The sequence below is a fragment of the Arthrobacter sp. 05L428 genome (assembly GCF_056397665.1).
Map to the genome: position 1 here is coordinate 108,040 of NZ_JBFTNW010000003.1, position 26,219 is coordinate 134,258.

Genomic DNA, 26,219 nt, shown 5'->3' on the forward strand with positions numbered 1-26,219 from the left:
TTGGGCTCCCGGCGCCGCGGGCCCTTGAACTCTCTCACCTAGTCGCGTCCAATCTCACCCGGAGTCTTCGTTGATGACCCTTGGAGTCGCGGGGCTTTTCCCGCCGCCCTCTCCGGCCGCTGCCGGGTTGCCGCGACCCGCGCCAGCCAGATGACGGTCAGACCAATGCTGAGGCCAAGCGCGGCGGTGAAGTTGATCTTCGCCTGGACCCCGGATGAGCCTGGCGCAAAGAGCGGAAACAGGGCCGCAGCAATCAGTGCTGCGTACCCGAAGGACAAGAGCCCGGCACCGATCCGGATCGCGGCCGGCAAACGCCCCCTGACGGCACGCAGCGTAGCAGGCACCAGGCAGGCTGCCACGAAGGCGGGGTAGACCCTCCCGGCTGTCGCGTACAGTCCGATTAGCTGGGCGTTTTCCGCGCTCCGCAGGGGCAGCCCGTTGAGGCCGGTGGAGGAGCCGGTAGTGTCCGCCAGCAGGAACAGAACCGCAGTGGCAACTGCGATGGCGCCGAGCACGGCCAGCCCCAACGGCCCTGAGACGCGGCGGAGGCCGTTCCCGTCACCGAAGGCCTTCGCGGTGCGGTAGCCGGCCAAGGCCACCGCCCCGTATACGAGAAACCTCAAGATGAGGTTTGCGTAGTTGGCGCTCCCAAGCCACGCGTCGACGGCCAGGTACGGGCCATCGATGCTCAGCAGGATCGCGCCGGCCGAGAGGAGGAAGACGCCAACAATTGACCGGTTGCGGCCCTTGATGGCGTCGGGGACGCGGGCTAGGGCGACGGCGCCGCAGATCGCCAAGGCCGACCACTGCAGGACCGCGGTCATCTATCTGCTCCGGGGGTCCGGCTTCGCGGCGGACGCTTGGCCGCCAGACGCCCCACCCAGATCAGAACGAGCCCGAGCACAAGGCACAGAATGCCGGTGTAATTGATGACAAACTCCCAGCTGGACAGCCCGGCCGGAATGATCGGGAATGCCAGTGTCAATGCGATGGCCACGGACCCGATGCCCAGGGCAACGGCGCTGCCGCGGATAATCAGCGGGAGCCTGCCGATGGCCGTCCTGGCCAGCGCGGGCAGCAGGGCCAGCAGGACGAAGGCCGGATAGAGCCTTCCGGCGGCGCCGTAGTACTCGGCCAGCACGGCATTGCGGCTGCTTCTGGCCGCCACCCCGGCAAGTCCCGCGGAGGACCCGGCCGTGTCCATCATCAAGAACAGGATGGTGACGGCGGCGCACGACAGTAGCGCCATACCAATCCCCAAAGGACCCGTCAGGAAGCGCCGGGCATCGTCGGCACTGGAGCCTTTCGCGAGCTGGAGGCCTAGGAAGAACACCGCGGCGAACCCAATGAAACGCAGCACCAGATTCGCTATGTTGAAACCGCCCAGCACCTGGTCAATTGCTTGGTACGGTCCCTCGATGCTCAGCAGGATGGTCAACATGATCAGGACAAGGACGTAGAAGACGGGCCGGTTTTCACCCCGCCGGGCACTGGGGATCCGGGCAAGCACCACCAGGGTGCACACTGCGAAGGTGCTCCATTGCAGGGCGCCGACGTTCATCCGAGGTTCTCCCAGATCTTTTCGGCTTGCGCCTGCTCCTGCTCCTGGCGGCGGAGTGTCTTGCCCAGGGCTTGGAGCCGCTCACCGGCCAAGGCAACCAGCTCGCCGTCGGACAGTGCATCCAGCGCGGACTGCCGGGCATCCGCGGGCCAGCCGGCTTCGGCCTCGGTGATGAGCCCCGTCGCGACGAGGCCGCCCGTCAAGCCCACGCCCCCGGCGCGCGAGGTTGCCACCGCAAGTTCCGGCGAGAGCCGGTTCGCGGTCAGCTGGGCTGAATAGTTCTGCGGGGCGACGCCGGTAGCGGCGGAAACGCGGTGGCGGAGTTCGCCGTCGTCGATGGCGTCCACCCAGTTTCGCACCGAGGTGGCGTGCGGAGCCGGGCTGAGCACGCGGAGCGTCCCAGTGCCGTTCTCGTGGTCCTGAGCGGAACGGGTAATGACGGCCCGCAGCAGGTCCATGGTGGCGACCTGGCTGACGAGCTCCGCCGGGGTGGGCGGCTGGGCAAGCCGGGTCAGGTCCGCGTACGTGCTGAAGTCGGCGAGCGATTCAGCGGGGTTCAGGCCGAGGGCCCGGCTGATGCTCACCACGGTGGTTTCGGCGACCTTGCCGCGCACCAGTTGCTGTGCCAAAGTGGTGCGCTTGACGCCGGAGATCCTGCAAATGTCCGCGGTGCTCATTGCCGGGGCAACGCCATGGAGCCAGAGTTGAAACGCTTTGGCGGGTAGTGCCATCTATGACTTTCTGCAGGGTCTTGCGCGGACTTAGCTGCTGGGCCGCTACACCGCCGGAGAAGCGCGGTGCCGCAACCCTCACATCATCATAATTCTTCAGCCGCGATCTTTTCTTGACCTTGCCCGCGGTGCGCGTCGGCCAAGGACGGGCAGTTTCGCGGGCCGCGTCGCGCGGCCACCCTTCCCAGCCAGATCAGGGACAGGCCCACCATCAGCCCGAGCACCCCAACCAAGCTGATGATGTATTGGATGAAGGCCAGGCGCTGGGGCAGGAAGTCGCTGATGGGCAGAAGGATCATGGCGGCGGATCCGGCCGTCAGGAGTGCCGCTCCGCCACGAACGAGCCCCGGCAGGCGGGATCGAAGGGCCTTGATGGTCGCCGGCAGAAGGCAGGCCGCCACGTATGCCGGGTAGAGCCGGCCGGCCGTCGTATAGAGGGCGATCAGCTGGCGGTTAGGGCCGCTCTGGTCCGGCAGCGTGGCCAGTCCCACTGAGGTGCCGGCGGTATTCGCCATCAGGAACGGCACTGCGGTGGCGAGGCAGATGGTTGCCAGCGCCGCCAGGCCCACGGGGCCGAGGAGCAGGCGGAGGCTGTGGGTGTTCTCAAAGCCCTTAACAATCTTGTACCCGGCCAGCAGGACGGTTCCATAAACCACATAGCGCAGCGCCAGGTTGGCGTAGTTGTAGGAACCCAGGAAACCGTCGATCAGCGTGTAGCTCCACTGGATGCTCAGCACCATGCCCACCGTGACAAGCAGGAAAATGCCGAAGAGCGAGCGGTTTTCTCCGCGCAGCGCCGCTGGCAGGCGGAGGAAGGTGATCAGGGCACAGACAGCCAGGACGAACCATTGCAGGGCACTGATCATGGGCGTTTCCTTTTCCAGCGCGTCCGCACGTGCTTCCGTTGTGCGTCTTCACTCACGAGGGTCCGAGACGCTGGCAATTTTGCCGTGGGACCCAATTCAACTATGCTAGATGCTCGAACCCGCTGGTCCGTACACCCCCCAAGTCCGGACCAGCGGGTTCTTCTATGCCCGGCGGGATGTCGGCGGATCTGCTACGAATTTCCGGCCCCTGACGGCTGCCTGCGGCCGTCCGTTTTGGGCCTCAGTGAGAGAATGGACTAATGACTGCAACCCTTGTTGCCAAGGACCTTTCCGGTGGTCACGACCACCGGACTCTCTTCTCCAAACTCTCCCTCACCGTCGCGCCGGGCGACGTCGTCGGCGTCGTGGGCGCCAACGGTGCCGGCAAGTCCACGCTGCTGCGGCTGCTCGCCGGCGTCGACCAGCCGCAGGAGGGAACGGTGAGCCTTGCCCCGGCCGACGCGTTCGTCGGGTGGCTGCCGCAGGAGCATGAACGGATCGACGGCGAAACCGTGGCCGGCTACATCGCCCGGCGCACCGGTTGCGGCCAGGCGACGGCGGACATGGAGTCCACCGCGGAGGCGCTGGGAACCGGCGCCCCGGGTTCCGAGGACGCGTACTCGGTGGCGTTCGACCGCTGGATGGCGTCCGGCGCCGCGGACCTGGAAGAGCGGATTCCGCCGGTACTGGCGGACCTGGGCCTCGAGGTGGGACCCGACGCCGCGATGACCGGGCTCTCCGGCGGGCAGGCCGCCCGGGTGGCGCTCGCGGCCCTCCTGTTGAGCCGCTTTGACATCGTGCTCCTCGATGAGCCCACCAACGACCTCGACCTGGGCGGCCTGGCCAAGCTGGAGGCCTTCGTCCAGGGACTGCGCGGCGGCGTCGTCCTGGTCTCGCACGACCGGGAGTTCCTGGCCCGCTGCGTGACCACGATCGTGGAATTGGACCTGGCGCAGAACTCCGTCGCGGTTTACGACGGCGGCTACGAGGCCTACCTGGAGGAGCGCGCCGTGGCCCGCCGGCACGCCCGGGAACGCTATGAAGAGTTCGCCTCCACCAAGGCAGACCTGGTCTCCCGCGCCCGCACGCAGCGTGAATGGAGCTCCCAGGGCGTCCGCAACGCGATGAAGAAGAGCCCGGACAATGACAAGATCCGCCGGGCAGCGAGCACCGAGTCCTCGGAAAAGCAGGGGCAGAAGGTCCGCCAGATGGAATCACGGATCGCCCGGCTCGAGGAAGTCGAGGAACCGCGCAAGGAATGGCAGCTGCAGTTCAGCATCGGGGCGGCGCCGCGCTCCAGCGCCGTCGTCGCGACCCTGCGGGACGCCGTCGTACACCAGGGGGACTTCACCCTGGGGCCGGTGAACCTGCAGCTCAACGCCGGCGAGCGGATCGGCATCACCGGGCCCAACGGGGCGGGCAAGTCCACCCTGCTGCGCCTGCTGCTCGGCGTGCAGCGGCCCGACGCCGGCGACGCCTCCATGGGCGCCTCGGTGGCGGTCGGGGAAATCGACCAGGCCCGCGGGCTGCTGGCGGGGCACCTCAAGCTTGCCGACGCCGTTGAAGCCGTGCTGACCGACCAGACCCCGGCGGAGGTGCGCACCCTGCTGGCCAAGTTCGGGCTCAAGGCCGACCACACTGCCCGGCCCGTTGACTCGCTCTCACCGGGCGAACGGACCCGGGCCGCGCTGGCGCTCCTGCAGGCCCGCGGAGTGAACCTGCTGGTCCTCGACGAGCCGACCAACCACCTGGACCTTCCCGCGATCGAGCAGCTGGAGGAAGCCCTCGACAGCTACGACGGCGCCCTGCTGCTCGTCACACACGACCGCCGACTGCTGGAAAACGTGCGCCTTGACGTGCGCTGGAACGTCGTCGACGGCGTCGTCACCGAACTGCTGGGCGCGAGCGCCCCGAAAGGTACCAACCGATGAGCATGGACCGGGTTGCCTGGAGCTCCCTTTACAACATCACCCGCGCCTCGAGCGGCTCCAAGCCGTTCTCCAAGGAACTGCTCAAGCGCGTGTTCGGCTTTGCCCGGCCGCACCGGGGCCGGCTGATCGCCTTCGTGCTGCTGTCCATCGTGATGGCGGTCCTCGCGGTCGCCACGCCGGTGCTCGCCGGCCAGGTGGTGGACGCGATCATCGCGAAGGCGGACGCCGGCACCGTGATCTGGCTGGCCGTGCTGATCGCGATCGTGGCGGTCGCCGAGGCCGGGATCGGGCTGGTGACGCGCTGGCTGTCCTCGACCATCGGTGAAGGCGTGATCGTGGACCTGCGCACCAAGGTCTTCGACCACGTGCAGAAGATGCCGATCGCGTTCTTCACCCGGACCCGCACCGGGGCGCTGGTCAGCCGGCTCAACAACGACGTGATCGGCGCGCAGTCGGCCTTCGCCGGCACGCTCTCCGGTGTTGTCAGCAACGTGGTGGCGCTGGCCCTCACCCTCGTGGTGATGCTGAACAAGTCCTGGCTCGTTACCGTGCTGGCCATGATCCTGCTGCCAATCTTCCTCATCCCGGCCCGCCGGATGGGCTCCAAGCTGGCCGAGCTGCGCCGCGAGGCGGCCGAGCACAACGCCGCCATGGGCACGCAGATGACGGAACGCTTCTCCGCCCCCGGCGCCACCCTGGTGAAGCTCTTCGGCAGGCCCGACGAGGAATCCCACGAATTCGCGCTTCGCGCCGGCCGGGTGCGGGACATCGGCGTCCGCACCGCCATGCTCCAGTTCACCTTCGTCACGGCCCTGACCCTGGTTTCGGCCCTTGCCCTCGCGCTGGTCTACGGCCTGGGCGGCTGGCTGGCCCTTGGCGGGCAGCTCGCCGCGGGCGACGTCGTCGTGCTGGCACTGCTGCTCACCCGCCTGTACGCGCCGCTCACCGCGCTGTCCAACGCCCGGGTGGAAATCATGAGCGCCCTGGTCAGCTTCGAGCGGGTCTTCGAGATCCTGGACCTCAAGCCGCTCATCCAGCAGAAGCCGGACGCGGTGGAATCGCCGCGCGGCCCGCTCTCGGTGGAGTTCGACGACGTCCGCTTCTCCTACCCCTCGGCGGACAAGGTCTCGCTGGCCTCGCTCGAGGACGTCTCCACGCTGGACACCCGCGGCGGCGAGGAAGTGCTGCACGGGATCAGCTTCCGGGTGGAACCGGGCCAGACCGTGGCGCTGGTGGGTTCCTCGGGCGCCGGCAAGTCCACCATCGCGCAGTTGCTCTCACGGCTCTACGACGTCGATTCGGGCGCCGTCCGCTTCGGCGGTGCGGGGTCCGGCGCCGGCGTGGACGTCCGCGACCTCACCTTCGATTCGATGCGCGAAACCCTGGGCATGGTCACGCAGGACGGGCACCTCTTCCACGAGAGCATCGCCTCCAACCTGCGCCTGGCCCGCCCGGGCGCCAGCGAAGAGCTGATGTGGGACGTGCTGCGCCAGGCCCGGCTTGAGGACATGATCCGCTCGCTGCCGGACGGGCTGGACACCGTGGTGGGGGAGCGCGGCTACCGACTCTCGGGAGGCGAACGGCAGCGGCTCACCATCGCCCGCCTGCTCATCGCCCAGCCGCGGGTCGTGATCCTGGACGAGGCCACGGCCGCGCTGGACTCGACGAACGAGGCCGCGGTGCAGGAAGCGCTGGGCGCGGCGCTCGAAGGCCGCACCGCCGTGGTGATCGCGCACCGGCTTTCCACGATCCGCGCCGCCGATGCCATCCTGGTGGTCGAGGACGGCACGATCGTGGAACGCGGGACGCACAACGAACTCCTCGCCGCGGAGGGGCGCTACGCAGAGCTCTACCGGACCCAGTTCGCCGAGGCCACCGCGGTGGCCGCTGAGGCGGTGCCGGAACTCTAGCTCTTCCGGGGCGCCTTCGCGGCGAGGGCCGGCAGAACATGGTCCGTAAGCAGCGGAGCCAGGTCGTCCGGCAGACCGGCGGCCAGGTCCAGCCAGCGGATTTCGGCGATCTCCGCCGACGGGTGCGCGGTCCAGCTGCCTGCAGCATTAACTAACGTGGGCGCGGTGAACACCGTGGCCTCGATCTGCGTGGCGGCCTCGTTGGCGGCCTCGGCCAGCCAACGTCCGAAGGGTTCGAGGTCCTCGGGCGCCACTATGATGCCGACTTCCTCCTCGAGTTCCCGGGACGCCGCCTGTGCCGCGGATTCACCGGCTTCGGGTTTGCCGCCCGGATGCATGAACTTGTCAGTGCCGCGCTTGCGGACGGTGAGGAGGCGTCCGGCGTCGTCAAAGACGCAGACGGCGGACACCACGATGCGGGGATTCACGGCCGCTCGGTGCAGCACGGATTCGAGCAGCAGATCCTTGGCTGGACCCGTGACATCCCAGCGGTAGCGGAAGTCATCCGGACCGAGCTTGGTGTACCCGACCCGGTACGTGTCGGGATCGCACCAATGCTGGTCCCGGTTGTCCTGCCCGCCGAAGCCGATGCGGTGGAAAGGGTGGCCGTCGGGGAAGAACATGTCCATCGTCGCTGGTGTTGCCGAGGGCTTGAGCAGATACTCGCGGCTTGCCGGGCCGGTAAAGGGTGCACCGCCGGCCGGGTTCCACTGCACGGTGCCTTCTTCGCGGAAGCGGAGGCCGCCGTCGTCGGTTTCGGTGAAACGGACGACGCCGTTAAAGGTGCCGCGGCTGCCGGTGGCCCGGTCCAGCATGGTGCGGTCCACGCTCCAGTTGCCCAGCAGGTAGGCGCGCAGTTCAAAGCGCGGCTCAGCGGGCTGGTCAGGTTCCGGGCCGGCGCCCGGCGTCTGGGAGTCCAAGTGCCCTCGATTGGAATCGAACCAACGACACCGGCTTTAGGAGAGCCGTGCTCTATCCACTGAGCTACGAGGGCGGGCGAACAGGCGGGCGGCCTTCGGCCGGCCCGTCGGGACACGGATACAAGCATACAAGGTGGGGGCGCGTACTACGCTCTTGGCATGACAGCCTCTGCCCCGACGGTTTTCCGGGAGCTCATCTACATCCCCGACGTGGCCTCCGCCCGGTTTTATCTCGGCGCGCTCGCGAAATTGAGCGTGCTGCAGTATTTCGTCGCCGAGGCGGCGGTGATAGGCGCCTGGGCGGGCCGGGAGCCGTACAGCCGGCGCACCGGCTACATCAGCGATCTCGGCGCCCTTGGCTGCGGCGAATTCTCCGGCCGCGACGTCTGCTCGCCGGCGCACCTGCTGATGAATGCCTCGTTCGTGGTGCAGGGGATCGGCATGATGGTCGGGGCGCTGCTGCTCAGCTCGGCCGTGATCGGTGTTGCCGCCCGGGCCGGAACCAGGCTCGCCGTGGCCCCGGGCCGGCGGTCGCCGTCGGCCGCGGCGTTTGGCGCCCGTTCGCTCAGCATCACCGCGGGCGCCGGAACCGTGATCGTGGGACTGGTGCCGGAAGACGCCGGCTCCGGCTGGCACGTGGCCGGAGCGCTCATGTACTTCGCCGCGGGAGGTCTGGCCCTCCTGCTGGTCGGCTGGCTCTGGCGCAAACAGACACCGCTGGGCTGGTTCATCCTTGCCTGCGGCGCGGTCGCCCTGGCCGCGCTCATCGCCGGCGGAGCGACCGGGATGCGGGTTCCGGAACCCGGCACGCTGGAACGGCTGATGGGGTATCCCATCACGATTGGCACGGCGGCACTGGGACTGGTCGTCGCGCAGCGCGTCCGGCAGGAGCTCGTTGTGCGGAAGCGTGCGCGCGTGCAGGGGAGTTCTCCCCATCCCGCCGGTCGCGCCTAGCCAGTAGGGTGAGCGCACGGTCTGAACTATTTGGGGGAATCGTGCTGCAAAGTATTGGGGATCCTGATCTCAACATTTTTGAGATCAGCGGGCTGGCCTGGGCGGTCGCCGTTGACAGGGCGCTGAGGGCACTTGCCGCCGAACCGGAGATCGACTTTGCCGCCTACCAGCAGTCCTCAACCGCCCTGGCGCTGGGCTCGCTGGAGCCGGCGGACACTCGGCGACTCGACGCGGAACTTCGCGAGGCAGGCATTGTCGGCCCGGACGGCACGATGCCGGAGCAATGGCTGCTGGCGGTGCTGATTGCCGTAAGTGCCCCGATCCGGGTCACTGTCGTGGCCCGAACCGGGGAGCACTCCGCGCACACCCACCTGGGCCTGGCTGGCGGGCACGGAATCGCCGTCTCCTACCGGCGGCGGATCCGGACCACGGACGCGGGCACGGCCGTGACCGGGATCCAGGACGTCGTCGAGGTGGCCCTGTTCGAGGAGCGGCACGCCTGGTCCGCCGTGCGACGGATTCTTCCGGGCTTCACGGAGCTCCAGGCCGGCCCAGGCAGCGCCCGCGGCCTGGACGTCACCCGAGGCCTGGACGGCACCCGCACGCCGGTCAGCCCGCAGCAGCTTCAGGCCGTTGGCAGCGCCGAGCTGCAGCAGGACGTGAAGGACGCCGTCCTGGCCCCGCGCTGCACCGTGCACCTGGACGTGGTGGCGGCTCCGCCCGGGACCGCGCCTGCCTTCCGCGCCGCGGATCTCTGGCACCTGTCGGAAAAGCTCTATTCGGTGCGGACCAGCGGCGACGACGGCGGCCGTTCCCTCGTGATGGTGGATGTTCCGCCGGGGGATGTGGCCAGGGAACTGTTCTGGCGGCTGCTCGGAGCGCGCGAGTTCCTCGCCGGTTCCGCGGGTCAGGCGGCGCAACGATGAGCCTGCACGGAATGGATGTGGAGTCCGGACGCCGGCTCAGCGAAGAACTGGACCGGGCCGGCGAGCGGCTGCTGGCGCTGAGCGCCAGCCTGACCCCCGCCATTGCCGCCGCCCCCTGGGCCGGCCAAGACGGCCAGCGGTTCAAGGATGAATGGGCCGGGCACCGGCAGCGGCTGACCGGGGCGGGAAACGCGCTCAAGGCGGCGTCGGGCGCAGTGCGGCGCAACGTCGAAGAGCAGCTCGAAGCCAGCAACCACGGCGCCGGGCCGGCGGCCTTTCCGGCGGCCTTTCCGGCGACGGGTCCGGCGGCGGGTCCGGCGATGCGGGCGGTGCCGGCGGCGGCTCCCTTTTCCACCGACTGGGACTCGACCGGCTGGCGGGCGGCGTTGCCGACACGGCAGGGGATCTCTGGAACCAGGGCGGCAAGGTCCTCAGCACGGTGGGAGCCGCGAGCGACTTCGGCTGGAACTGGCTCCAGGACGGCGCGCCCCTGCCGGTCAGGAACCTGATGGATGCCCAGTCCAACGTGCTGGACCAAGTCGGCCACTATGGAGACATGGGAATGCGGTGGCTGAGCACCGGCGAGCCCCCTTCGCTCACCGAACTCGCATCGAACGGCGTCCTGCTCAGGGCCGGAGTCCTCTCCCTGGCCGCCACCGCGCTGAGCGTGGGTACCTACAACCCGCATCTGCTCGACGATGGTCGGCCGGTGGCTGGCGAGCCGCTCCCGGTTCCGGTCGGAGAACCGGCCGGGACGGACAAGGACGGCCGATTCAACACCCCGGTGCCCTCGACCATCAGTGCGATCCTGCAGACCACCAATGCCGCCTACGGTGACGAAGGCAAACCTGCGACACCCGACGCTGCGGTCCGCATCACCACGATCCACAAGCCCGGGGAACCGGACGCCTACATCGTGAGCATCCCCGGAACCACCCGTTGGTACCCAGACGGCGCTGCCAACGCCACCGACCTGACGGGCAACCTGGAGCTGGCCGGCGGCAACTTGTCCACGGCGTCCCAGGCGGTCCGCCTGGCCATGGAAAACGCAGGTATCCCGGACGGGGCGCCCGTGATGCTGTCCGGCCATTCGCAGGGCGGCATGATTGCCGCCGCCCTGGCGTCGGACAATTCGTTCACCAACCGGTTCAATGTGACGAACGTCGTGACATTTGGCTCCCCGGTGGACTCTGCGCCGATACCGGCCCGCATCGACGTTCTTGCATTGCAGCACGCGGGTGATCCAGTCCCCAAAGTCGACCTCGGGGACCTCACGGTGGGACAGGACGGAAGTGTTTCGGCCAGCCAGGACAACGGCGCGGTCAAGGTCACACTGCCCAACCCCGCCGTGGCGCCCGGCGTTGCCGGGATCGGCTACCACGACGGCGGCGAGTACGTGACGTCCACCGGCAGCCTTGAGCACCAGGGACCGATCGCCGACTACGCTCAAAGGGAGTCGACCCAGCAGTTCCTGACCACGGACCCCGGCCAGGTCAGCTCCACCGTTTCGAGCATCTCGCGCAAGCAATGAGCGTGAGCAGCCCGACGCCGAACCATAGCGGAAGTTATCGATGAAGAAGCTATTCCACCCCATTGCAGGAGCACTGATCATGGGCATTCTCGCGGCAACACTGGCGGCCTGCGGCCTGGGCGGACCCTCCGAGCCGGATCAGCTGGAGGCCGCCCTGCAGAAAGCCGGAAAGTCCGTCCCGGGCGTGACCGCCGTCCAGGCCGACGCCAACCTCAACACCTCCGGCAAATTCATCACGGTGAAACTGGTCGGTGAAAGTGCGGACAAGGCAGCGCTCACCCAGACGTTGGAACAGGCCATGCCGGCCCTGCTGGACAGCCTCAAGGACGTGGAAGGCGGCACCCTCGGGGTTAGCATTTTTTCGCCCGACGACGCCGTCCATGCCGGCCCCGCCGATCTCGGATACAGCGGCTCAAGCTCGCTGTCGAGTATTCGCGAATACTTCGCCCGGTAATTACGGAATTGCCGCGCCCGCGCAACTGTGGGGCTTTCGGCGATTCTGTGTCGCTGGGGTGTCTTATGTCTCATATATACGGCTACTTGCACTATCATGAGGGCATTCGCCGGAATGTTCCGGTGCCTCGTGCGGGAGAACGGGTCCAGCGCACGCCGAATTGCCGACTTTGTAGTCTGTGGGGGCACATGTCTGATCAGCTGGTTGCGCCGCGCCTGGCAGCGACTTCTTTCGGCGACCCCACCAGTGTCCCTTCGCGGCTGGCCTCTGTCCGTCGGATTGCCATCCGATGACAGTCGAAGCCCCCGTTGCCCCGGACGGGCAAATCCCCGAGGAACCGCCGGCAGTCATTGACGCACCCGACGCCGGGACGCCGTCCTCGTCCGGGTCCCGGACAGAGCTCGGCCTGGCGGACTTGGGGCTGGCCGAGCCGGTCATTCCCGCGACGGAAGCCTCCGCGGAGCCCGTCATCGGCGTCCGGCTGCTCGAGGACGGCATCATTGAAGTCGCGCTCCCGCCGAACCAAGAGATCGAGGGTCCGGAAGCGCGGGTGGCCGGTGAAACAGTCCGGATGCTCGCCGGCGGCGAGAGGGTTCCGGTGCTGCTGGTCATCTCCGGCGTCGTCGGCGTCAGCGTGGAAGCGCGCCAGGTCTACGCCGGTTCCATCGCGGCGTCGGCGTTCGCACTGGTGGGCGAGAGCCCCGTGGACCGTGTCATTGCGCATTACCTGCTGCGCTCAAGAACCGAAACGATCCCGGCGGAGTTCTTCCTTTCGCGGATAGAAGCCCTCAAGTGGTTAAGGCCTTATACGAGTGAAAAGTGATGTTCCAGACCCCCGGCTCCATGCGCTCGTGGAGGGCATTGTCCGGATTGCCAGCGGAGACCTAAGTACCCGGATCCCTCATTCCGGTGCGCGCGACGACGTCGCCGCCGTCATCGCGGGCATCAACCTGATGGCCGATGACCTGCAGACCATTTACCAGGAGCTCGAGGAGCGGGTCGAGAGCCGGACCGCCATGTTGCGCCAGGCCCAGGTTGAGCTCGAGCGGATGGCGCTGACCGATCCGTTGACCCAGCTGGCCAACCGGACGGCGCTGAACTCGGTGCTCAGCCACGCGCTGGCGGAGACGTCCCGCGGCGAGATGCCGCCTGCCCTGCTGATTCTTGACCTTGATTCCTTCAAGGGCATCAATGACACGCTAGGACACAGCGCGGGGGACGATGTCCTGCGCGTGATTGCCCGGCGTCTCCAGGACGCGGTCCGGGTCACCGATACCGTGGCGAGGCTGGGCGGGGACGAATTCGCCGTCATGCTGCCTAAATCCAACCTCGTACGGGCCCGGCGGGTAGCCAACCGGATCCTGAAAGCGCTCAGTGAGAGCCTGGAGATCGGCGACCTGCGGGTCACCTGCGGCACCAGCATTGGCGTCCGCGTCGCCGAACCGGGCCAGTCCGCCGATGACCTGGTGATGGAAGCCGACACAGCCATGTACGCCGCGAAGGCGCAGCCGCACAGCGGGATCAAGGTCTTCGAACCGGCGCTGTTGTACGCCCGCAGGCTGCAGAGCCTGATGGTCACGGAGATGCGCGAGGCGATCCTTGAGGATCAGCTGACGCTGCATTACCAGCCGGTGGTGGAGCTCGCCACCGGGCGGATCGAGGGCGTCGAGGCGCTGGTCCGCTGGAACCACCCGGAGCGCGGGCTCCTGATGCCGGACCAGTTCATTCCGCTGGCGGAGGAGACTGGGATGATCGTGGAGCTGGGGCACTGGGTGCTGCGCAACGCGGTCCGGCAGCTCCGGGACTGGCAGGACCGGCTGGCGCTGGACAGCGAGTTCTCCGTCCGGGTCAACATCTCCACCACCGAGCTGCAGAACCTCGAGCTCATCGAACACGTCCAGGACATCCTCCGCGAGACGGGTGTGGATGCCGCGAACCTCATCATCGAACTGACCGAGTCCATGGCCGTGACCGGCGGCGACGTGGACAAGTACTCCCTGAGCGGGTTGCGGCAGCTGGGGGTACAGCTCGAAATCGACGACTTCGGCACCGGCTACTCCTCCATCAGCTACCTGCGCAAGCTGCCCGTGAATGTGGTCAAGATCGACAAGAGCCTGATCGACGGGCTCGGGACGGATGCGGAACAGGGCGGCTTTGTCGAAGCTGTGCTGCATCTGATCCATGCGTGCGGGCTCAAGGCCGTGGCGGAGGGGATTGAGACGGCCGAGCAGGCCGAGGAGTTGGTGCGGCTGGGTTGCGCCAGCGGCCAGGGCTACTACTTCGGGCGCCCGGCGCCCGCCGAGGCCGTTGAGGCGCTCATCAGCCAGGACAGCTCGGTTTCGCAGTAGCCACGCAGCGGCGCGGGCGTGCCGGAGTGGCGCGGGCTTGCCGAAGTGGCGAACGACGGCGGCTGGACGGCTGGCTTGTTGACTGGCATGACAAAGGGCGGAAGTTGGAGGTGAATCCGACTCCCGCCCTTTGCGGTTTGCTGACTTGTCTACTTGCGGATGGTGTCCGGCCAGTAGCCAACTGCCACTACGGAGCCCTGTCCCGAGTTGCTGCCGCTGGCTGAGACAGCGGCAGTGGCGGACAGGCCTGCAGCCGCCAAAGCGCCAGCGACGAGGAGTGTAGCAAGGGTTTTCTTCATGTAGGACTCCTGTTACGTGAGAGGCTGATGTGACTCATGTGGTACAGCTTCAGTATATGCGGTAAGAACACGCCAAGGGATAACGATTTCTCCGATTTAGTGAAACCTTGTGATATTCGCGCGTAACTCTTGCGCTTTTACAACGGCGGTGGCTCGCGTGTGCTGTCCGGCTTCGGCTCTCCCGGAACCGATAATTGACCCATGCGACAACAATCAGTCTCGCCGGCGTACGCCGCGGCCGAGCTCCGAGCGCGGGAGCATCGGGGCAACCATGATTTCTCCGAGGCAGCAAAGAGCGCGGGTGTCGCCGCCGACATCGCGTTGAGTGAAGGCGATATTGAATCATGGCGGGCGATGACCTATTTCAGGGCAGAGAGCTACCTGTCGGACGCCAACTTCGAAGCATGCGCTGAGGCTGCCTCGACAATCGTGATGGAGTCCCATACGATCTCCTCGCAGCTGCGGGCGCAGGTCCACGTTCTTGTCGCCAAAGCGCACCAGGGTTCTGGCCTGCTGGAGTCAGCGGCCGCCGAAGCACGGGCGGCTGTTGAACTAACGATCGACGAAGCTGACATCGATTTCAACGTCAAGGCACGGCAGGCCCTAATAGCTGCCCTCGCAGACTCCGGCAAGCTGGAAGAGGCGTGGTCCGAAAGTAAGGGTCTCGCCGCTGTCATCTCCGATGAAGTGGATGAACAACTCGCGGGCAAGGCCTACTGGGTGATTGGCAACGTGGCGTTTCTTTGCGACAACGTAGAGGAGGGCTTGCGCTACCACGAGCTTGCCGCCGCAACTTTTTCGCCGTCCCGGGACCTGGATGTCTGGGCGAAATTCAACAAGGCGTCCGCTGCGATGCGCCTCGCTGCAAATGTCGCCGACCCCGATACTCTGCGGTGCATCGAGCGGGCCGAGTTAGCCACTGACGTCATCGGCGGTAGCGATAACGATTTGCTGCTGTTGCGCCGCAACCGCGCTCATTGGAGTTACCTGGCTGGTGATGCAAAGTCCGCAGTCGACATTCTCGAAGAAATCTGCGAAACCGGGTCAACCACACCGCAAAATACGGGAGATGCCTGCCTTCTTCTTGGGCGGGCATACCTCGCGACGGGCGACAGGATGGCAGCGCGGCGCGCGCTCGCAGAGGCGGCCGCCCACTTCGCAAGTGCCGGGGCTCCTGACCGTGCCCAGCAGACCCGTGACTTCCTCAAAGCCGAGCTGGGCCGGGCCTCGTTGTGGTCATGGCTGCTCCGAGTCACGGGTTTCGACCGCAGCTAAGCCCGCTTCTGGATATGCCCCTCCCTGGCGTCGTGCAGTGGACATATAGGGAATATGCTCGTCGGTCGCGGCGAAGAGTGGGCATGTCCCGAGGTCCCAACGCTCTTGGTCCGGCGGGCAGGGTAAGCATGCCCCTCGCCGGCGTCGTGCAGTGGGCATATAGGGAATATACTCGTCGGTCGCGGCCGAGAGTGGGCATGTCCATCGGGGGCCGCGGAGCGGGAAGGCCGTGGATACCCGGCCAAGGATCCAGAAAGGCTAGGCCTGAGCGGAACCCGAAGCACGAGCCCGCGCGAAGGAGTTCTTCCGGCCCAGGAACACTGCCGCGGCGCCGACCACAAGGCTCAGCACAAGAAGTACCCAGCCAGCAACGGTGAGTCCCGACGCCAAAGCAACCTGGCCGCCGTCGAGCGTGTCAGCGGCCATCATGGCGTCAATTGCCGCGTTTCCCCACAGCCGCACACCCGCGAACAGCAGCGGCACTGCCCACAGCGCCCAACGGAGCGGTTTCCGAGCCACGTTCGTGCCGATCAGCAGCAACCAGGTGAATCCGAAGATCAGCGGAAACAGTGTCCCTGCCGTCTTGTGCACATAGTTGAGCTGTCCGCGGGCGTCCCCGTCCATGGCCGAGCGCAGCTGCTCCACAAAGCCCCGGTCAAAGCCGCCGAGCAGCGAGTCGGGCATCGGTAGGCCGCCGCTGAGCTGGGTGAGCTGGTTCAGGGTCAGCAGGTGGACGTACCAGAACAGGAACAGGCTCGCCACGACGCCCGCAATCAGGATCAGGCTGCTATTGCTCTGGGCCTTCTGTGGGGTCCGGGTGGTGCTGGGATTGATCACCGCGGGCAGATGGTGCTGGGGGACGGCCGCGCTCGCGCCGTGCTTCTTGATCCGCTGGGCGGGTGTCTTGGCCATGGCTCCATTATCGCCCCTCGCCGGCGCCACACCGGCCGGTCGCAGGCAGGGCTACCGTCAACCCGGTCTGCCTGTTCAGCACCTCCGGGCGCCCGATAGGCTGAACGCGTGAGCGAATCAGGCAGCAACGAACTTGTCAGGCACCGGCTCGGCCGGCACAGCACCGCGGAACTCAGCCCCGAACTGGACGACTACCAGCTCGCCGAGGCCTTGGTGCGGGAGGCCGGCAATCTGGCGCTGCTGATGCGGCAGGCAGGACTGGAGGGGCAGCGGAAAACGTCCGTCTCCGACGTCGTGACCGCCGCGGACCACGCCGCGGAAGCCTACGTGCTCGAACAGCTGCAGCGCTGCCGGCCCGACGACGGCGTCCTCGGCGAAGAAGGTGCCTCCGAGCGGGGCAGCAGCGGCCGGACCTGGGTGGTCGACCCGGTCGACGGAACCTACAACTTCCTGCACGGCTCAAGCTACTGGTGCTCCGCGATCGCGCTCAAGGATTCCTCCGGCCCACTGCTCGGCGCCATCTTCCAGCCGGAGGAAGACAAGCTCTGGCTCGGCGGCACCGCCCGGAAGGCAACCCTCAACGGTGAGGCGCTGACGAGTTTTCGGCCCCGCGACGCAGGTGGCATGGGCCGCGCGGAGACGCCGCTCGCCGAGCTTGGCGCCGCCACCTACATCCATCCCACCTGGCTGGCCGACCCGATGTGCGCCATGCCGTGGCACGCCGCGGCAACCTCGGCGGCGGCGCTGCGGATGTTCGGTTCGGGTTCGTGCGACCTCGGCCGGGTGGCCGACGGCGAACTGGACTGCTGGTTCCAGCACAGCTCCCCGGAGTGGGACTGGCTGCCGGGCCAGGCGATCGTGCTGGCCGCCGGCGGCGCCACCGACGTCGTGCGCGTCAACGGACTTGAGTGGTTCGTGGCCGGAGGCACGACGGCGGTGCGGCAGCTGCGGGCGGCGCTCGAGTCAGGCTCCGTCGGGTAGGGCGCACCGGCGCACGCTCGGCCGGAAGGGACGTGCCCACTCCCGATAACACACGATGGACATGCTCAATCGGGACGTCGGTGAGGAATGGACATGCTCATTCCTCGCGTTCAGGCATGGACACAATGGGCATATGTCCACTGCTGGGCGCAGGCAGGGGGCATGTCCCTCGGTGGACCAGGCGACGGGGACCGTGCCGGCGGCGGCGGAGGGGCATGCCCATTCCTGACGGCGCCGGCGGGGCCTGCTCGATCCTGACACCTGCGGCAGAGGGACATGCTCAATCGGGACGTCGGTGAGGACTGGACATGCTCAATCGGGACGTCGGTGAGGAATGGACATGCTCATACCGGGACGTAGGTGAGGAATGGACATGCTCATTCCTCAGCTTCACGCAGGGACACAATGGGCATATGTCCATTACTGGGCGCAGGCGAGGGGCATGCCCGGCGCAGGAGGAGCCGCGGACGGTGCCGTCAGTGGCACCGCCTAGACTTGTTAACACCATGGATATGTTGTTTGACCCCTACGCCGACGGACCCTTCCAAGCTGCCTCGCATCCGGCCGCGCCGGCCAAAGCGTCCGGAAACCCGGGGACCGGAACCGGAATGCCGGACCTGAGGTCACCCGCTTTCGGGGCCCACGGCGGAAGCGGCGCTGGTAACGGTGAGGACTCGGACCGCCCCCAGCTGCCGAACGCGGAAGAGCTGCTGCAGGGACTGAACCCGCAGCAGGAGGAAGCAGTCAAACACGCGGGGAGCGCGCTGCTGATCGTCGCCGGCGCAGGTTCCGGCAAGACCCGTGTGCTCAGCAACCGCATCGCCTACCTGATCGCCACCCGGCGGGCGCACCACGGGGAGATCCTGGCCATCACCTTCACCAACAAGGCAGCCGCGGAGATGCGCGAGCGGATCGAGCTCCTGGTCGGCGGCCGGGCCAAGACCATGTGGATCTCCACCTTCCACTCCTCCTGCGTCCGGATCCTGCGGCGCGAAGCGGCCAACGTCGGCCTGAACTCCAACTTCTCCATCTACGACTCCGCAGATTCGCTCCGCCTGATTACGCTCGTGGCCAAGAACCTGGACCTGGATCCCAAGCGCTTCGCGCCCAAGGCCATCCAGCACAAGATCTCCGCGCTCAAGAACGAGCTGATCGACGCGGACAGCTACGCCTCCAGCGCGAGCTACAGCGACCCCTTCGAACAGGCCGTCGCCGAAGTCTTCAAGGGCTACACGCAGCGCCTGCGCCAGGCCAACGCGATGGACTTCGATGACCTGATCGCCGAAACCGTCTACATGTTCCGGGCCTTCCCGGCGCTCGCCGACTCTTACCGGCGCCGCTTCCGGCACGTGCTCGTGGACGAGTACCAGGACACCAACCACGCCCAGTACGCCCTGGTGCGCGAGATCGTCGGCGAGGGCCCCGGCGCGGCCGAACTCACGGTCGTCGGCGACTCGGACCAGTCCATCTACGCCTTCCGCGGCGCGGACATCCGCAACATCGTGGAGTTCGAGAAGGACTACCCGGACGCCCGGACTATCAAGCTCGAACAGAACTACCGCTCCACCCAGACCATCCTCAGCGCCGCCAACTCGGTCATCTCCCGGAACCCCAACCGGCCGGAGAAACGGCTCTGGACGGCCGAGGGCGACGGCGAAAAGATCGTCGGCTACGTGGGCGAGAACGAGCACGACGAGGCCCAGTTCATCGCCAAGGAAATCGACCGGCTGCAGGACGAGGGCAACCTCCGCCCCGGCGACGTCGCGATCTTCTACCGCACCAACGCCCAGTCCCGGTCCATCGAAGACGTCCTGGTGCGCGTTGGGCTGCCCTACAAGGTGGTCGGCGGCACCCGCTTCTACGAGCGAAAGGAAATCAAGGACGCCCTCGCCTACTTGCGCGTTTTGGTAAACCCCGACGACGACGTCAACCTGCGCCGCATCCTCAACGAGCCCAAGCGCGGCATCGGCGACCGGGCCGAGGGCGCCGTGGCATCGCTGGCGCAGCGCGACCGGACCTCCTTCATGGCCGCCGCCCGCCGCGCCGAGGAAGCACCCGGCATGGCCACCCGCTCCGTGAACGCCGTGCTGGGCTTCGTGAAGCTCCTCGACGACCTGGCCGAGGTGGCCTCCGGCTCCGGTGCCGCCGCTGCCCTGGAAGCCGTCCTTGAGCAGACCGGCTACCTCGCCACCCTTCGCTCCAGCACCGACCCGCAGGACGAATCCCGGGTGGAGAACCTCGCCGAGCTCGTCGCCGTCGTCCGCGAATACGAGCGCGACAACCCGGAAGGGTCCCTCGGCGCCTTCCTGGAGCAGGTCTCCCTCGTGGCCGACGCCGACCAGATCCCGGACGCCCCCGGGGCGGACATTGACGCCGCGGTCGCCGAAGCCAAGCGGCTCGGCGTCGTCACCCTGATGACCTTGCACACCGCCAAGGGCCTTGAGTTCCCGGTGGTGTTCCTGACCGGCATGGAACACGGACTGTTCCCGCACCAGCGCTCCGCCACCGACCCCAAGGAACTGGCCGAGGAACGCCGGCTCGCCTACGTGGGCCTGACCCGGGCCCGGAAACGGCTCTACCTGACCCGCTCCGAGGTCCGCAGCATGTGGGGACAGAGCCAGTACAACCCCGCCAGCCAGTTTATCGAGGAAATCCCGGCCGAGCTGGTCGAGTGGAAGCGGGAAGGCTCCACCCGCCAGGCCAGCAGCTGGGGGAGCGGCGGATCGATCGGTTCCAGCCGCTACGGCGGGTCCTTCTGGGGCGCCGGCACCGCCCGGGGCTCCGGCGCGGACTCCGCCGCAGGCTTCAACGCGGACGTGCCCGCGGCCATCGCCAAGAACCGGGTGCAGCCGCAGAAAGAGATCGTCGCCGTCAGCGTGGGGGACAAGGTCAACCACACCAGCTTCGGCAACGGCACCGTACTGGCCGTCGAGGGCGCGGGGGACAAGACCGTCGCGAAGGTGAAGTTCGGCGTCGGCGAGAAGCGGCTCCTGCTGCGGTACGCCCCGCTCACCAAGATCGACGCGTGACCGGGGCTCTCAGCCGCCCCGCGGATCCACCGGTAACCGCGCGCCGACAGGCATAATGGAGCGCATGCGACGGACATCTTTGGGGATCCTGGCCGCCTTCCTGGCACTGGCGGCCACGGCGTGCACCGTCACGCAGAAGGACCCGGACTACGTCCCGCCGGCCCCGCTGCCCGCCCTGGAGCAGCTCAAGCAGGCACCCCTGACGGACCCGGCGACATTGGGAGCCGGCCAGGACTCCCTGAGCTTCGTCACCGCGGACCGCAACATCGTTTGTTCACTGACCTCGGCCCGGGGCGAGCACGTCAACCTGCCCTATGAACAGAACGGCTTCGGCGGCAGCGGGAACGGCAAGTTCGCGACCGTGCCGGTGGCCCACTGTGAGCTCGGCGCCTACCCGAAGCCGTCCGCCAAGGACATCCGCGACGACTGCGCCGGCACCGGACTCGGCTACCTGGGCGGCACGGCCCTGCTGACCCCGGCCAAGGCGGTTTACGGGGAGTGCCGCTCCGGCGTCACACAGCAGGAAACCGAATTCGGCCCCAAAGGCACCCGCAACGGTCCGATCTCGCAGCTTCCCGTCCTCGAGGATGGGAAGAACGTCGAGCGCAACGGCCTCCGCTGCTCCGCCTACAACGGCGGTGTAGCCTGCGGAAACGTCTCCGCCGGCGTCGCCTTCTTCGTTGCGCGCGACCGTTACGAGCTGATCTTGCCGGCCCCCAAGGCGGCCTCCGCGGCGCCGTCGGAGGCCCCAAAAACCCCGTAATCTAGCGGTTTTTCTACGCTCAATAGAATAGTGTCCTTACTCACATAACAGGTAGTCTGGGTCGGGCTGGTCCAAACGAAGGACTAGAGTTCGAAAGAGGAGCATTGCGCCGTGTGGCTCGTTTCCAAGCTTGTCGCAGGGTGCGTTTATTCCGCAGCCCGGTAACCGCGAGTACGTGGGGTCCGGCTGTACAGAAACTACTTCGACGTAGAAGGACACTAAACCGTGGACCTGTTTGAATATCAGGCGCGCGATATGTTCGAGGCGCACGGTGTACCCGTGCTTGCTGGCATCGTGGCGCACACCCCTGAAGAAGCAAAGGCAGCTGCCGAGAAGATCGGCGGCGTAACTGTCGTCAAGGCACAGGTTAAGGTCGGTGGCCGCGGCAAGGCCGGCGGCGTTAAGGTCGCCAAGACTGCCGATGAGGCACTCGAGCACGCCACCAACATCCTCGGGATGGACATCAAGGGCCACACCGTCAACAAGGTGATGATCGCCCAGGGTGCCGACATCGCCGAGGAATACTACTTCTCCGTCCTGCTGGACCGGGCCAACCGCAACTACCTGGCCATGTGCTCGGTTGAAGGCGGCATGGAAATCGAGCAGCTCGCCGTCGAGCGCCCGGAAGCCCTGGCCAAGATCGCGATCGACCCGGCCGTCGGCATCGACCAGGCCAAGGCCGACGAGATCGTCGCCGCCGCGGGCTTCGCCGAGGAACTGCGCGGCAAGGTCGCCGCCGTGATCCTCAAGCTCTGGGACGTGTTCAAGAAGGAAGACGCCACCCTCGTGGAGGTCAACCCGCTGGTCAAGACCGGCGCTGGCGACATCGTTGCCCTGGACGGCAAGGTCACCCTCGACGAGAACGCCGACTTCCGCCACCCGAAGCACTCCGCCCTTGAAGACAAGGACGCTGCGGACCCGCTCGAGGCCAAGGCCAAGGCGCAGGACCTCAACTACGTCAAGCTCGACGGCGAGGTGGGCATCATCGGTAACGGTGCCGGCCTGGTCATGTCCACGCTCGACGTCGTCGCCTACGCCGGCGAGAACCACGGCAACGTCAAGCCCGCCAACTTCCTGGACATTGGCGGTGGAGCTTCCGCCGAGGTCATGGCTGCGGGCCTCGACGTCATCCTGGGTGACGAGCAGGTCAAGTCCGTCTTCGTCAACGTCTTCGGCGGAATCACCGCCTGTGACGCTGTCGCCAAGGGCATCGTCGGCGCACTGGCCGAGCTGGGCCACTCCGCGAACAAGCCGCTGGTCGTCCGCCTCGACGGCAACAACGTCGAGGAAGGCCGCCGCATCCTGGCCGAGGCCAACCACCCGCTGGTTACCCTGGCCGCAACCATGGACGAGGGCGCCGACAAGGCTGCCGAGCTCGCCAACGCAGCTAAGTAAAGGGACACGACTATGTCTATTTATCTGAACAAGGACTCCAAGGTCATCGTCCAGGGCATCACCGGCGGCGAAGGCACCAAGCACACCGCCCTGATGCTCAAGGCCGGCACCAAGATTGTCGGCGGCGTCAACGCCCGCAAGGCCGGCACCACGGTCCTGCACGGCGATAACGAGATCACCGTCTTCGGCACCGTCAAGGAAGCCATGGCCGAGACCGGCGCCGACGTCTCCATCGTCTTCGTGCCGCCGGCGTTCACCAAGGACGCTGTCGTCGAAGCCATCGAGGCCGGCATCGGCCTGGTCGTCGTCATCACCGAAGGCGTGCCGGTCCAGGACTCCGCCGAATTCTGGGCGCTGGCCCAGTCCAAGGTCGACGCCGACGGCAAGCAGGTCACCCGAATCATCGGACCGAACTGCCCCGGCATCATCACCCCGGGCGAGGCCCTGGTCGGCATCACCCCGGCCAACATCACGGGCAAGGGCCCCATCGGCCTGGTCTCCAAGTCGGGCACCCTGACCTACCAGATGATGTACGAACTGCGTGACCTGGGCTTCTCCACCGCCATCGGCATCGGCGGCGACCCGGTCATCGGCACCACCCACATCGACGCCCTCGAAGCTTTCGAAGCTGACCCGGAAACCAAGGCGATCGTCATGATCGGCGAAATCGGCGGCGACGCCGAAGAGCGTGCAGCCGACTACATCAAGGCCCACGTCACCAAGCCGGTCGTCGGCTACGTGGCCGGCTTCACCGCCCCGGAAGGCAAGACCATGGGCCACGCCGGCGCCATCGTGTCCGGCTCCGCGGGCACCGCCCAGGCCAAGAAGGAAGCCCTCGAGGCTGCCGGCGTCAAGGTCGGCAAGACGCCGTCCGAGACCGCCAAGCTGCTGCGCGAAGTTTACGCGGCACTCTAGGCACCAGCACCAAGGCAACGCGGGGTCACTTGCGGCCCATTCCACTCGGTGGGATGGGCGCGAAGTGACCCCGCGTTTCTTCGTTGAGGCACGACGGCGGCGAGGACCGCCGCCGTCCGTCTAGTAGTGTTTAGGAAAGGCAAAGTGCGCGCTTGGGTGCGCGCAGGCAGGGGATCACGATGGCAGAAACGCGACGGACGCTGGTCGACGTCGTCGTGGACAAAGTCCTCGAGTACATCCTCAGCGGCCAGATCAAGGCCGACGACGCCCTCCCGCCGGAAGCCGACATCGCCAAGGAGTCAGGGGTCAGCCGCCTGACCGCCCGCGAAGCGATGAAGGTCCTCAAGGCGCAGGACGTTGTCTACGTGAAGCGGGGCCTGGGCACCTTCGTGAATCCGCCCGAGCGCTGGACCGGCCTGGACGCGATCATGCGGGCAGCGTCAAGGGGGGTGGCTTCGGACCAGGTGGCACTGCGCCTGCTTGAGGTCCGCCGGATGGTCGAGACCGGCGCCGCCGAACTCGCGGCCTCACGCCACAGCCAGGCCGACCTCGCCGCCATGACGGAAAGCGTCGAGCTGATGGAGGCCGCGCACCACTCGGGCGACGTCGACGCGCTGACCCTGGCGGATATCTCCTTCCACGACACCGTGCTGCGGGCCTCCGGCAACCCGTTCGTGCCCGCCCTGCTCGGCCAGCTTTCGACGCTGCTGTACGCCATGCGGCGGGAGACCTCGGCGTTCCCGGATGTGCAGCGGCACGCGATCCACCACCACAAACTGGTCCTGGCCGCCATTGCCGCCGGCGAGCCCGGCGCCGCGCGCTCCGCGATGGACGCCCACATCACCCAGACCTTCGAGGACTACGAACGCTACCTCGCGGTCTCCAGCCGCGGCGCCGCCGCCAGCTGACCCGCGCGGACTCGAGCTGACCCGCGCGGACTCGAGCTGACCCGCGGCGCGAGCTGACCCGCGGGCGCTGCGCCGGTTTCGATCCCGCCCGGCTGTTTTACCAATCCTGTTGACGCTGTCCTTTCGTGTGATTAGAATCTCATACAGATATCAGACATCTGATATCTACTATCGACAAACGATCGCCGCCAGCCAAAGGAGTCTTCATGCGCGCGCACGTCCCTTCCCAGGGCACCCTGATCACCGGTGGAGGCCCGCGATGACCTCCCTGACTGCAGCTCCGGCCCTGAGTGAACTGGGCCAGACCACCCTCCGCAAGGTCCGCCGGCGGCTCATGCCGCTGATTGTCCTGCTGTACTTCGTTGCCTATCTGGACCGCAACAACGTCGGCTTCGCCAAACTTGGCATGCAGGGCGACATCGGCCTCACCGAAGCCGCCTACGGTCTCGGCGCCGGCATCTTCTTCCTCGGCTACGCCCTGCTGGAAATCCCCAGCAACGGCGGCATGTACCGCTACGGCGCCCGCAAGTGGATCGCCCGCATCCTGATCAGCTGGGGCATCTTCGCCACCGCCATGTTCCTGGTCAACGGCGAGACCACCTTCTACATCATCCGCTTCCTGCTGGGTGCGGCCGAAGCCGGATTCTTCCCGGCCATCCTGTTCTACCTGACCCTCTGGTTCCCCGCCGCGCAGCGCGTGACCGTCCTGGGCATCTTCATCCTGGCCCAGCCGATCTCCAACGCCCTCGGCGCGCCGGTGTCCGGCATGCTTCTGGGCCTGGAAGGCGTTGCCGGGCTGCACGGCTGGCAGTGGCTGTACATCATTGAAGGCATCCCGGCGATCGTGCTGGGCCTCATCACGCCCTTCGTCATGACCGACCGCCCGGAGCACGCCAAGTGGCTCAAGCCCGAAGAGCGCGACTGGCTCGCCACCACCATGAGCAAGGAACTGGCCGACAAGCAGAAGTCCGGCAACCACAACTTCCTCGCCGGCCTCAAGGACCCCCGCACCCTGGCCTACTCGGCCCTGTACTTCGGCCTGGTCTGTGGCATCTACGGCCTGGGCCTCTGGATGCCGACCATCGTGAAGGCGCTGGGCAAGTTCGACACCGTCCAGGTGGGCTTCATCGTCTTCATCCCGTATGCCATCGCCGCGGTGTTCGTCTACTTCTGGAGCAAGCGCTCGGACCGCACCGGCAACCGGGTCTGGCACGCCAGCGTCAGCATGGTGATTGCCGCCGTCGGCCTGCTCGGCGCCGGCTACCTGCTCCCGGTCAACGCGGTCCTCGCCATGGTCTTCCTGACCCTCGCGGCGATGGGCATCTACTCGGCGATCGCCCCCTTCCTGGCTATGCCGTCCGCGGCGCTGACCGGTGCCGCAGCAGCGGCCGGCCTCGCCATGGTGAACTCGCTCGGCAACCTGGGCGGCTTCGTCGCCCCGTACATTGTCGGCATCCTCAAGGACGCCACGGGCAACAGCCAGAGCGGCCTGACCTTCCTGGCGGCCTGCCTCGCGATCACCGCCGTCGCCACTTATCTCTACGCCCGCAAGCGTCCGGAAGGTGTCTCCGCCCCCCGGGCGACCGCCCCCGCCGCAGCCAGCCATTAGG

23 protein-coding genes, 1 tRNA gene and 1 pseudogene are annotated in these 26,219 nt (G+C 67.1%); 16 read left to right on the forward strand and 9 right to left on the reverse strand.

Annotated elements, in window-relative coordinates:
• Window positions 1–38 precede the first annotated feature (38 nt).
• The 4 genes from AC1DH3_RS09125 to AC1DH3_RS09140 all read right to left on the reverse strand — a co-directional run bounded on the left by AC1DH3_RS09125 (window position 39) and on the right by AC1DH3_RS09140 (window position 3,158).
• Window positions 39–824 (reverse strand): hypothetical protein, encoded by a 786-nt coding sequence (locus AC1DH3_RS09125; RefSeq protein ID WP_476909113.1) that lies wholly within the window; start codon window positions 822–824, stop codon window positions 39–41.
• The gene (locus tag AC1DH3_RS09130) at window positions 821–1,561 is read right to left on the reverse strand and encodes a hypothetical protein (protein ID WP_476909114.1); all 741 of its coding nucleotides are present in this window, start codon (window positions 1,559–1,561) and stop codon (window positions 821–823) included. The genes AC1DH3_RS09125 and AC1DH3_RS09130 overlap by 4 nt, the downstream gene beginning before the upstream one ends.
• Window positions 1,558–2,292 carry a hypothetical protein gene (locus tag AC1DH3_RS09135; RefSeq protein ID WP_476893141.1) on the reverse strand — a complete coding sequence of 245 codons (735 nt, stop codon included), beginning with the start codon at window positions 2,290–2,292 and terminating at the stop codon, window positions 1,558–1,560. Before AC1DH3_RS09135 ends, AC1DH3_RS09130 begins: the two co-directional genes overlap by 4 nt.
• A gap of 86 nt (window positions 2,293–2,378) precedes the next feature.
• Entirely contained in the window at window positions 2,379–3,158 is a 780-nt protein-coding gene (locus AC1DH3_RS09140) for a hypothetical protein (RefSeq protein WP_476909115.1), read from the reverse strand.
• A gap of 260 nt (window positions 3,159–3,418) precedes the next feature.
• Here AC1DH3_RS09140 and AC1DH3_RS09145 point away from each other — a divergent pair, with 260 nt between their 5' ends.
• Window positions 3,419–5,089, forward strand: a complete 1,671-nt coding sequence (locus AC1DH3_RS09145; protein ID WP_476909116.1) for an ABC-F family ATP-binding cassette domain-containing protein — start codon at window positions 3,419–3,421, stop codon at window positions 5,087–5,089.
• On the forward strand, window positions 5,086–6,999 hold the full coding sequence (locus tag AC1DH3_RS09150) for an ABC transporter ATP-binding protein (RefSeq protein WP_441418277.1): 1,914 nt from the start codon (window positions 5,086–5,088) through the stop codon (window positions 6,997–6,999). Before AC1DH3_RS09145 ends, AC1DH3_RS09150 begins: the two co-directional genes overlap by 4 nt.
• Here AC1DH3_RS09150 and AC1DH3_RS09155 read toward each other — a convergent pair.
• From AC1DH3_RS09155 to AC1DH3_RS09165, 3 genes and pseudogenes are all read right to left on the reverse strand, one after another.
• Window positions 6,996–7,427 (reverse strand): NUDIX hydrolase, encoded by a 432-nt coding sequence (locus AC1DH3_RS09155; RefSeq protein WP_476909200.1) that lies wholly within the window; start codon window positions 7,425–7,427, stop codon window positions 6,996–6,998. The two genes, AC1DH3_RS09150 and AC1DH3_RS09155, sit on opposite strands and share 4 nt — an antisense overlap.
• Window positions 7,428–7,445: 18 nt before the next feature.
• A pseudogene (locus AC1DH3_RS09160) lies at window positions 7,446–7,919 on the reverse strand (DUF6314 family protein); the annotation flags it as partial.
• 1 nt (window position 7,920) lies between these two features.
• Window positions 7,921–7,993 (reverse strand) — tRNA-Arg (locus tag AC1DH3_RS09165).
• Between the two features lie 85 nt (window positions 7,994–8,078).
• On the opposite strand from AC1DH3_RS09165, the gene AC1DH3_RS09170 reads away from it, so the two are divergent.
• From AC1DH3_RS09170 to AC1DH3_RS09195, 6 genes are all read left to right on the forward strand, one after another.
• Window positions 8,079–8,873 carry a DUF998 domain-containing protein gene (locus AC1DH3_RS09170; RefSeq protein WP_476909117.1) on the forward strand — a complete coding sequence of 265 codons (795 nt, stop codon included), beginning with the start codon at window positions 8,079–8,081 and terminating at the stop codon, window positions 8,871–8,873.
• Window positions 8,874–8,914: 41 nt separating this feature from the next.
• Entirely contained in the window at window positions 8,915–9,799 is an 885-nt protein-coding gene (locus AC1DH3_RS09175) for a hypothetical protein (protein WP_476909118.1), read from the forward strand.
• A 151-nt stretch (window positions 9,800–9,950) separates the two neighbouring features.
• A complete protein-coding gene (locus AC1DH3_RS09180; protein WP_476909119.1) occupies window positions 9,951–11,330 on the forward strand; it encodes a PGAP1-like alpha/beta domain-containing protein in 1,380 nt (459 codons plus the stop codon).
• A 40-nt stretch (window positions 11,331–11,370) separates the two neighbouring features.
• Complete coding sequence (locus AC1DH3_RS09185; protein WP_476909120.1) at window positions 11,371–11,784, forward strand: hypothetical protein; 414 nt, start codon at window positions 11,371–11,373, stop codon at window positions 11,782–11,784.
• Window positions 11,785–12,073: 289 nt separating this feature from the next.
• Window positions 12,074–12,607, forward strand: coding sequence for a DUF7793 family protein (locus AC1DH3_RS09190; protein WP_476909121.1), 534 nt, complete (start codon window positions 12,074–12,076; stop codon window positions 12,605–12,607).
• Complete coding sequence (locus tag AC1DH3_RS09195) at window positions 12,597–14,132, forward strand: putative bifunctional diguanylate cyclase/phosphodiesterase (RefSeq protein ID WP_476909122.1); 1,536 nt, start codon at window positions 12,597–12,599, stop codon at window positions 14,130–14,132. Before AC1DH3_RS09190 ends, AC1DH3_RS09195 begins: the two co-directional genes overlap by 11 nt.
• A 149-nt stretch (window positions 14,133–14,281) precedes the next feature.
• Here the strand turns inward: AC1DH3_RS09195 and AC1DH3_RS09200 are convergent, their stop codons facing one another.
• Window positions 14,282–14,431: a hypothetical protein gene (locus AC1DH3_RS09200; protein ID WP_476909123.1), complete on the reverse strand. Its 150-nt coding sequence runs from the start codon at window positions 14,429–14,431 to the stop codon at window positions 14,282–14,284.
• A gap of 201 nt (window positions 14,432–14,632) precedes the next feature.
• On the opposite strand from AC1DH3_RS09200, the gene AC1DH3_RS09205 reads away from it, so the two are divergent.
• A complete protein-coding gene (locus AC1DH3_RS09205) occupies window positions 14,633–15,706 on the forward strand; it encodes a hypothetical protein (RefSeq protein WP_476909124.1) in 1,074 nt (357 codons plus the stop codon).
• A 258-nt stretch (window positions 15,707–15,964) separates the two neighbouring features.
• On the opposite strand, the gene AC1DH3_RS09210 is transcribed toward AC1DH3_RS09205, so the two are convergent.
• Entirely contained in the window at window positions 15,965–16,618 is a 654-nt protein-coding gene (locus AC1DH3_RS09210; protein ID WP_476909125.1) for a hypothetical protein, read from the reverse strand.
• A 108-nt stretch (window positions 16,619–16,726) separates the two neighbouring features.
• On the opposite strand from AC1DH3_RS09210, the gene AC1DH3_RS09215 reads away from it, so the two are divergent.
• The 7 genes from AC1DH3_RS09215 (at window position 16,727) to AC1DH3_RS09245 (ending at window position 26,218) form a co-directional block, all read left to right on the forward strand.
• Window positions 16,727–17,599, forward strand: coding sequence for an inositol monophosphatase family protein (locus AC1DH3_RS09215; RefSeq protein ID WP_476893129.1), 873 nt, complete (start codon window positions 16,727–16,729; stop codon window positions 17,597–17,599).
• A 506-nt stretch (window positions 17,600–18,105) separates the two neighbouring features.
• Entirely contained in the window at window positions 18,106–20,628 is a 2,523-nt protein-coding gene (gene pcrA / locus AC1DH3_RS09220) for a DNA helicase PcrA (RefSeq protein WP_476909126.1), read from the forward strand.
• A gap of 55 nt (window positions 20,629–20,683) precedes the next feature.
• Window positions 20,684–21,391 (forward strand): hypothetical protein, encoded by a 708-nt coding sequence (locus AC1DH3_RS09225; RefSeq protein WP_476909127.1) that lies wholly within the window; start codon window positions 20,684–20,686, stop codon window positions 21,389–21,391.
• 225 nt (window positions 21,392–21,616) lie between these two features.
• A complete protein-coding gene (gene sucC / locus AC1DH3_RS09230) occupies window positions 21,617–22,786 on the forward strand; it encodes an ADP-forming succinate--CoA ligase subunit beta (RefSeq protein WP_175322051.1) in 1,170 nt (389 codons plus the stop codon).
• A 12-nt stretch (window positions 22,787–22,798) separates the two neighbouring features.
• Window positions 22,799–23,701: a succinate--CoA ligase subunit alpha gene (gene sucD, locus AC1DH3_RS09235; protein ID WP_441418289.1), complete on the forward strand. Its 903-nt coding sequence runs from the start codon at window positions 22,799–22,801 to the stop codon at window positions 23,699–23,701.
• Between the two features lie 179 nt (window positions 23,702–23,880).
• Window positions 23,881–24,609: a FadR/GntR family transcriptional regulator gene (locus AC1DH3_RS09240; RefSeq protein ID WP_441418290.1), complete on the forward strand. Its 729-nt coding sequence runs from the start codon at window positions 23,881–23,883 to the stop codon at window positions 24,607–24,609.
• A gap of 259 nt (window positions 24,610–24,868) precedes the next feature.
• Complete coding sequence (locus AC1DH3_RS09245; protein WP_476909128.1) at window positions 24,869–26,218, forward strand: MFS transporter; 1,350 nt, start codon at window positions 24,869–24,871, stop codon at window positions 26,216–26,218.
• Window position 26,219: the final 1 nt, after the last annotated feature.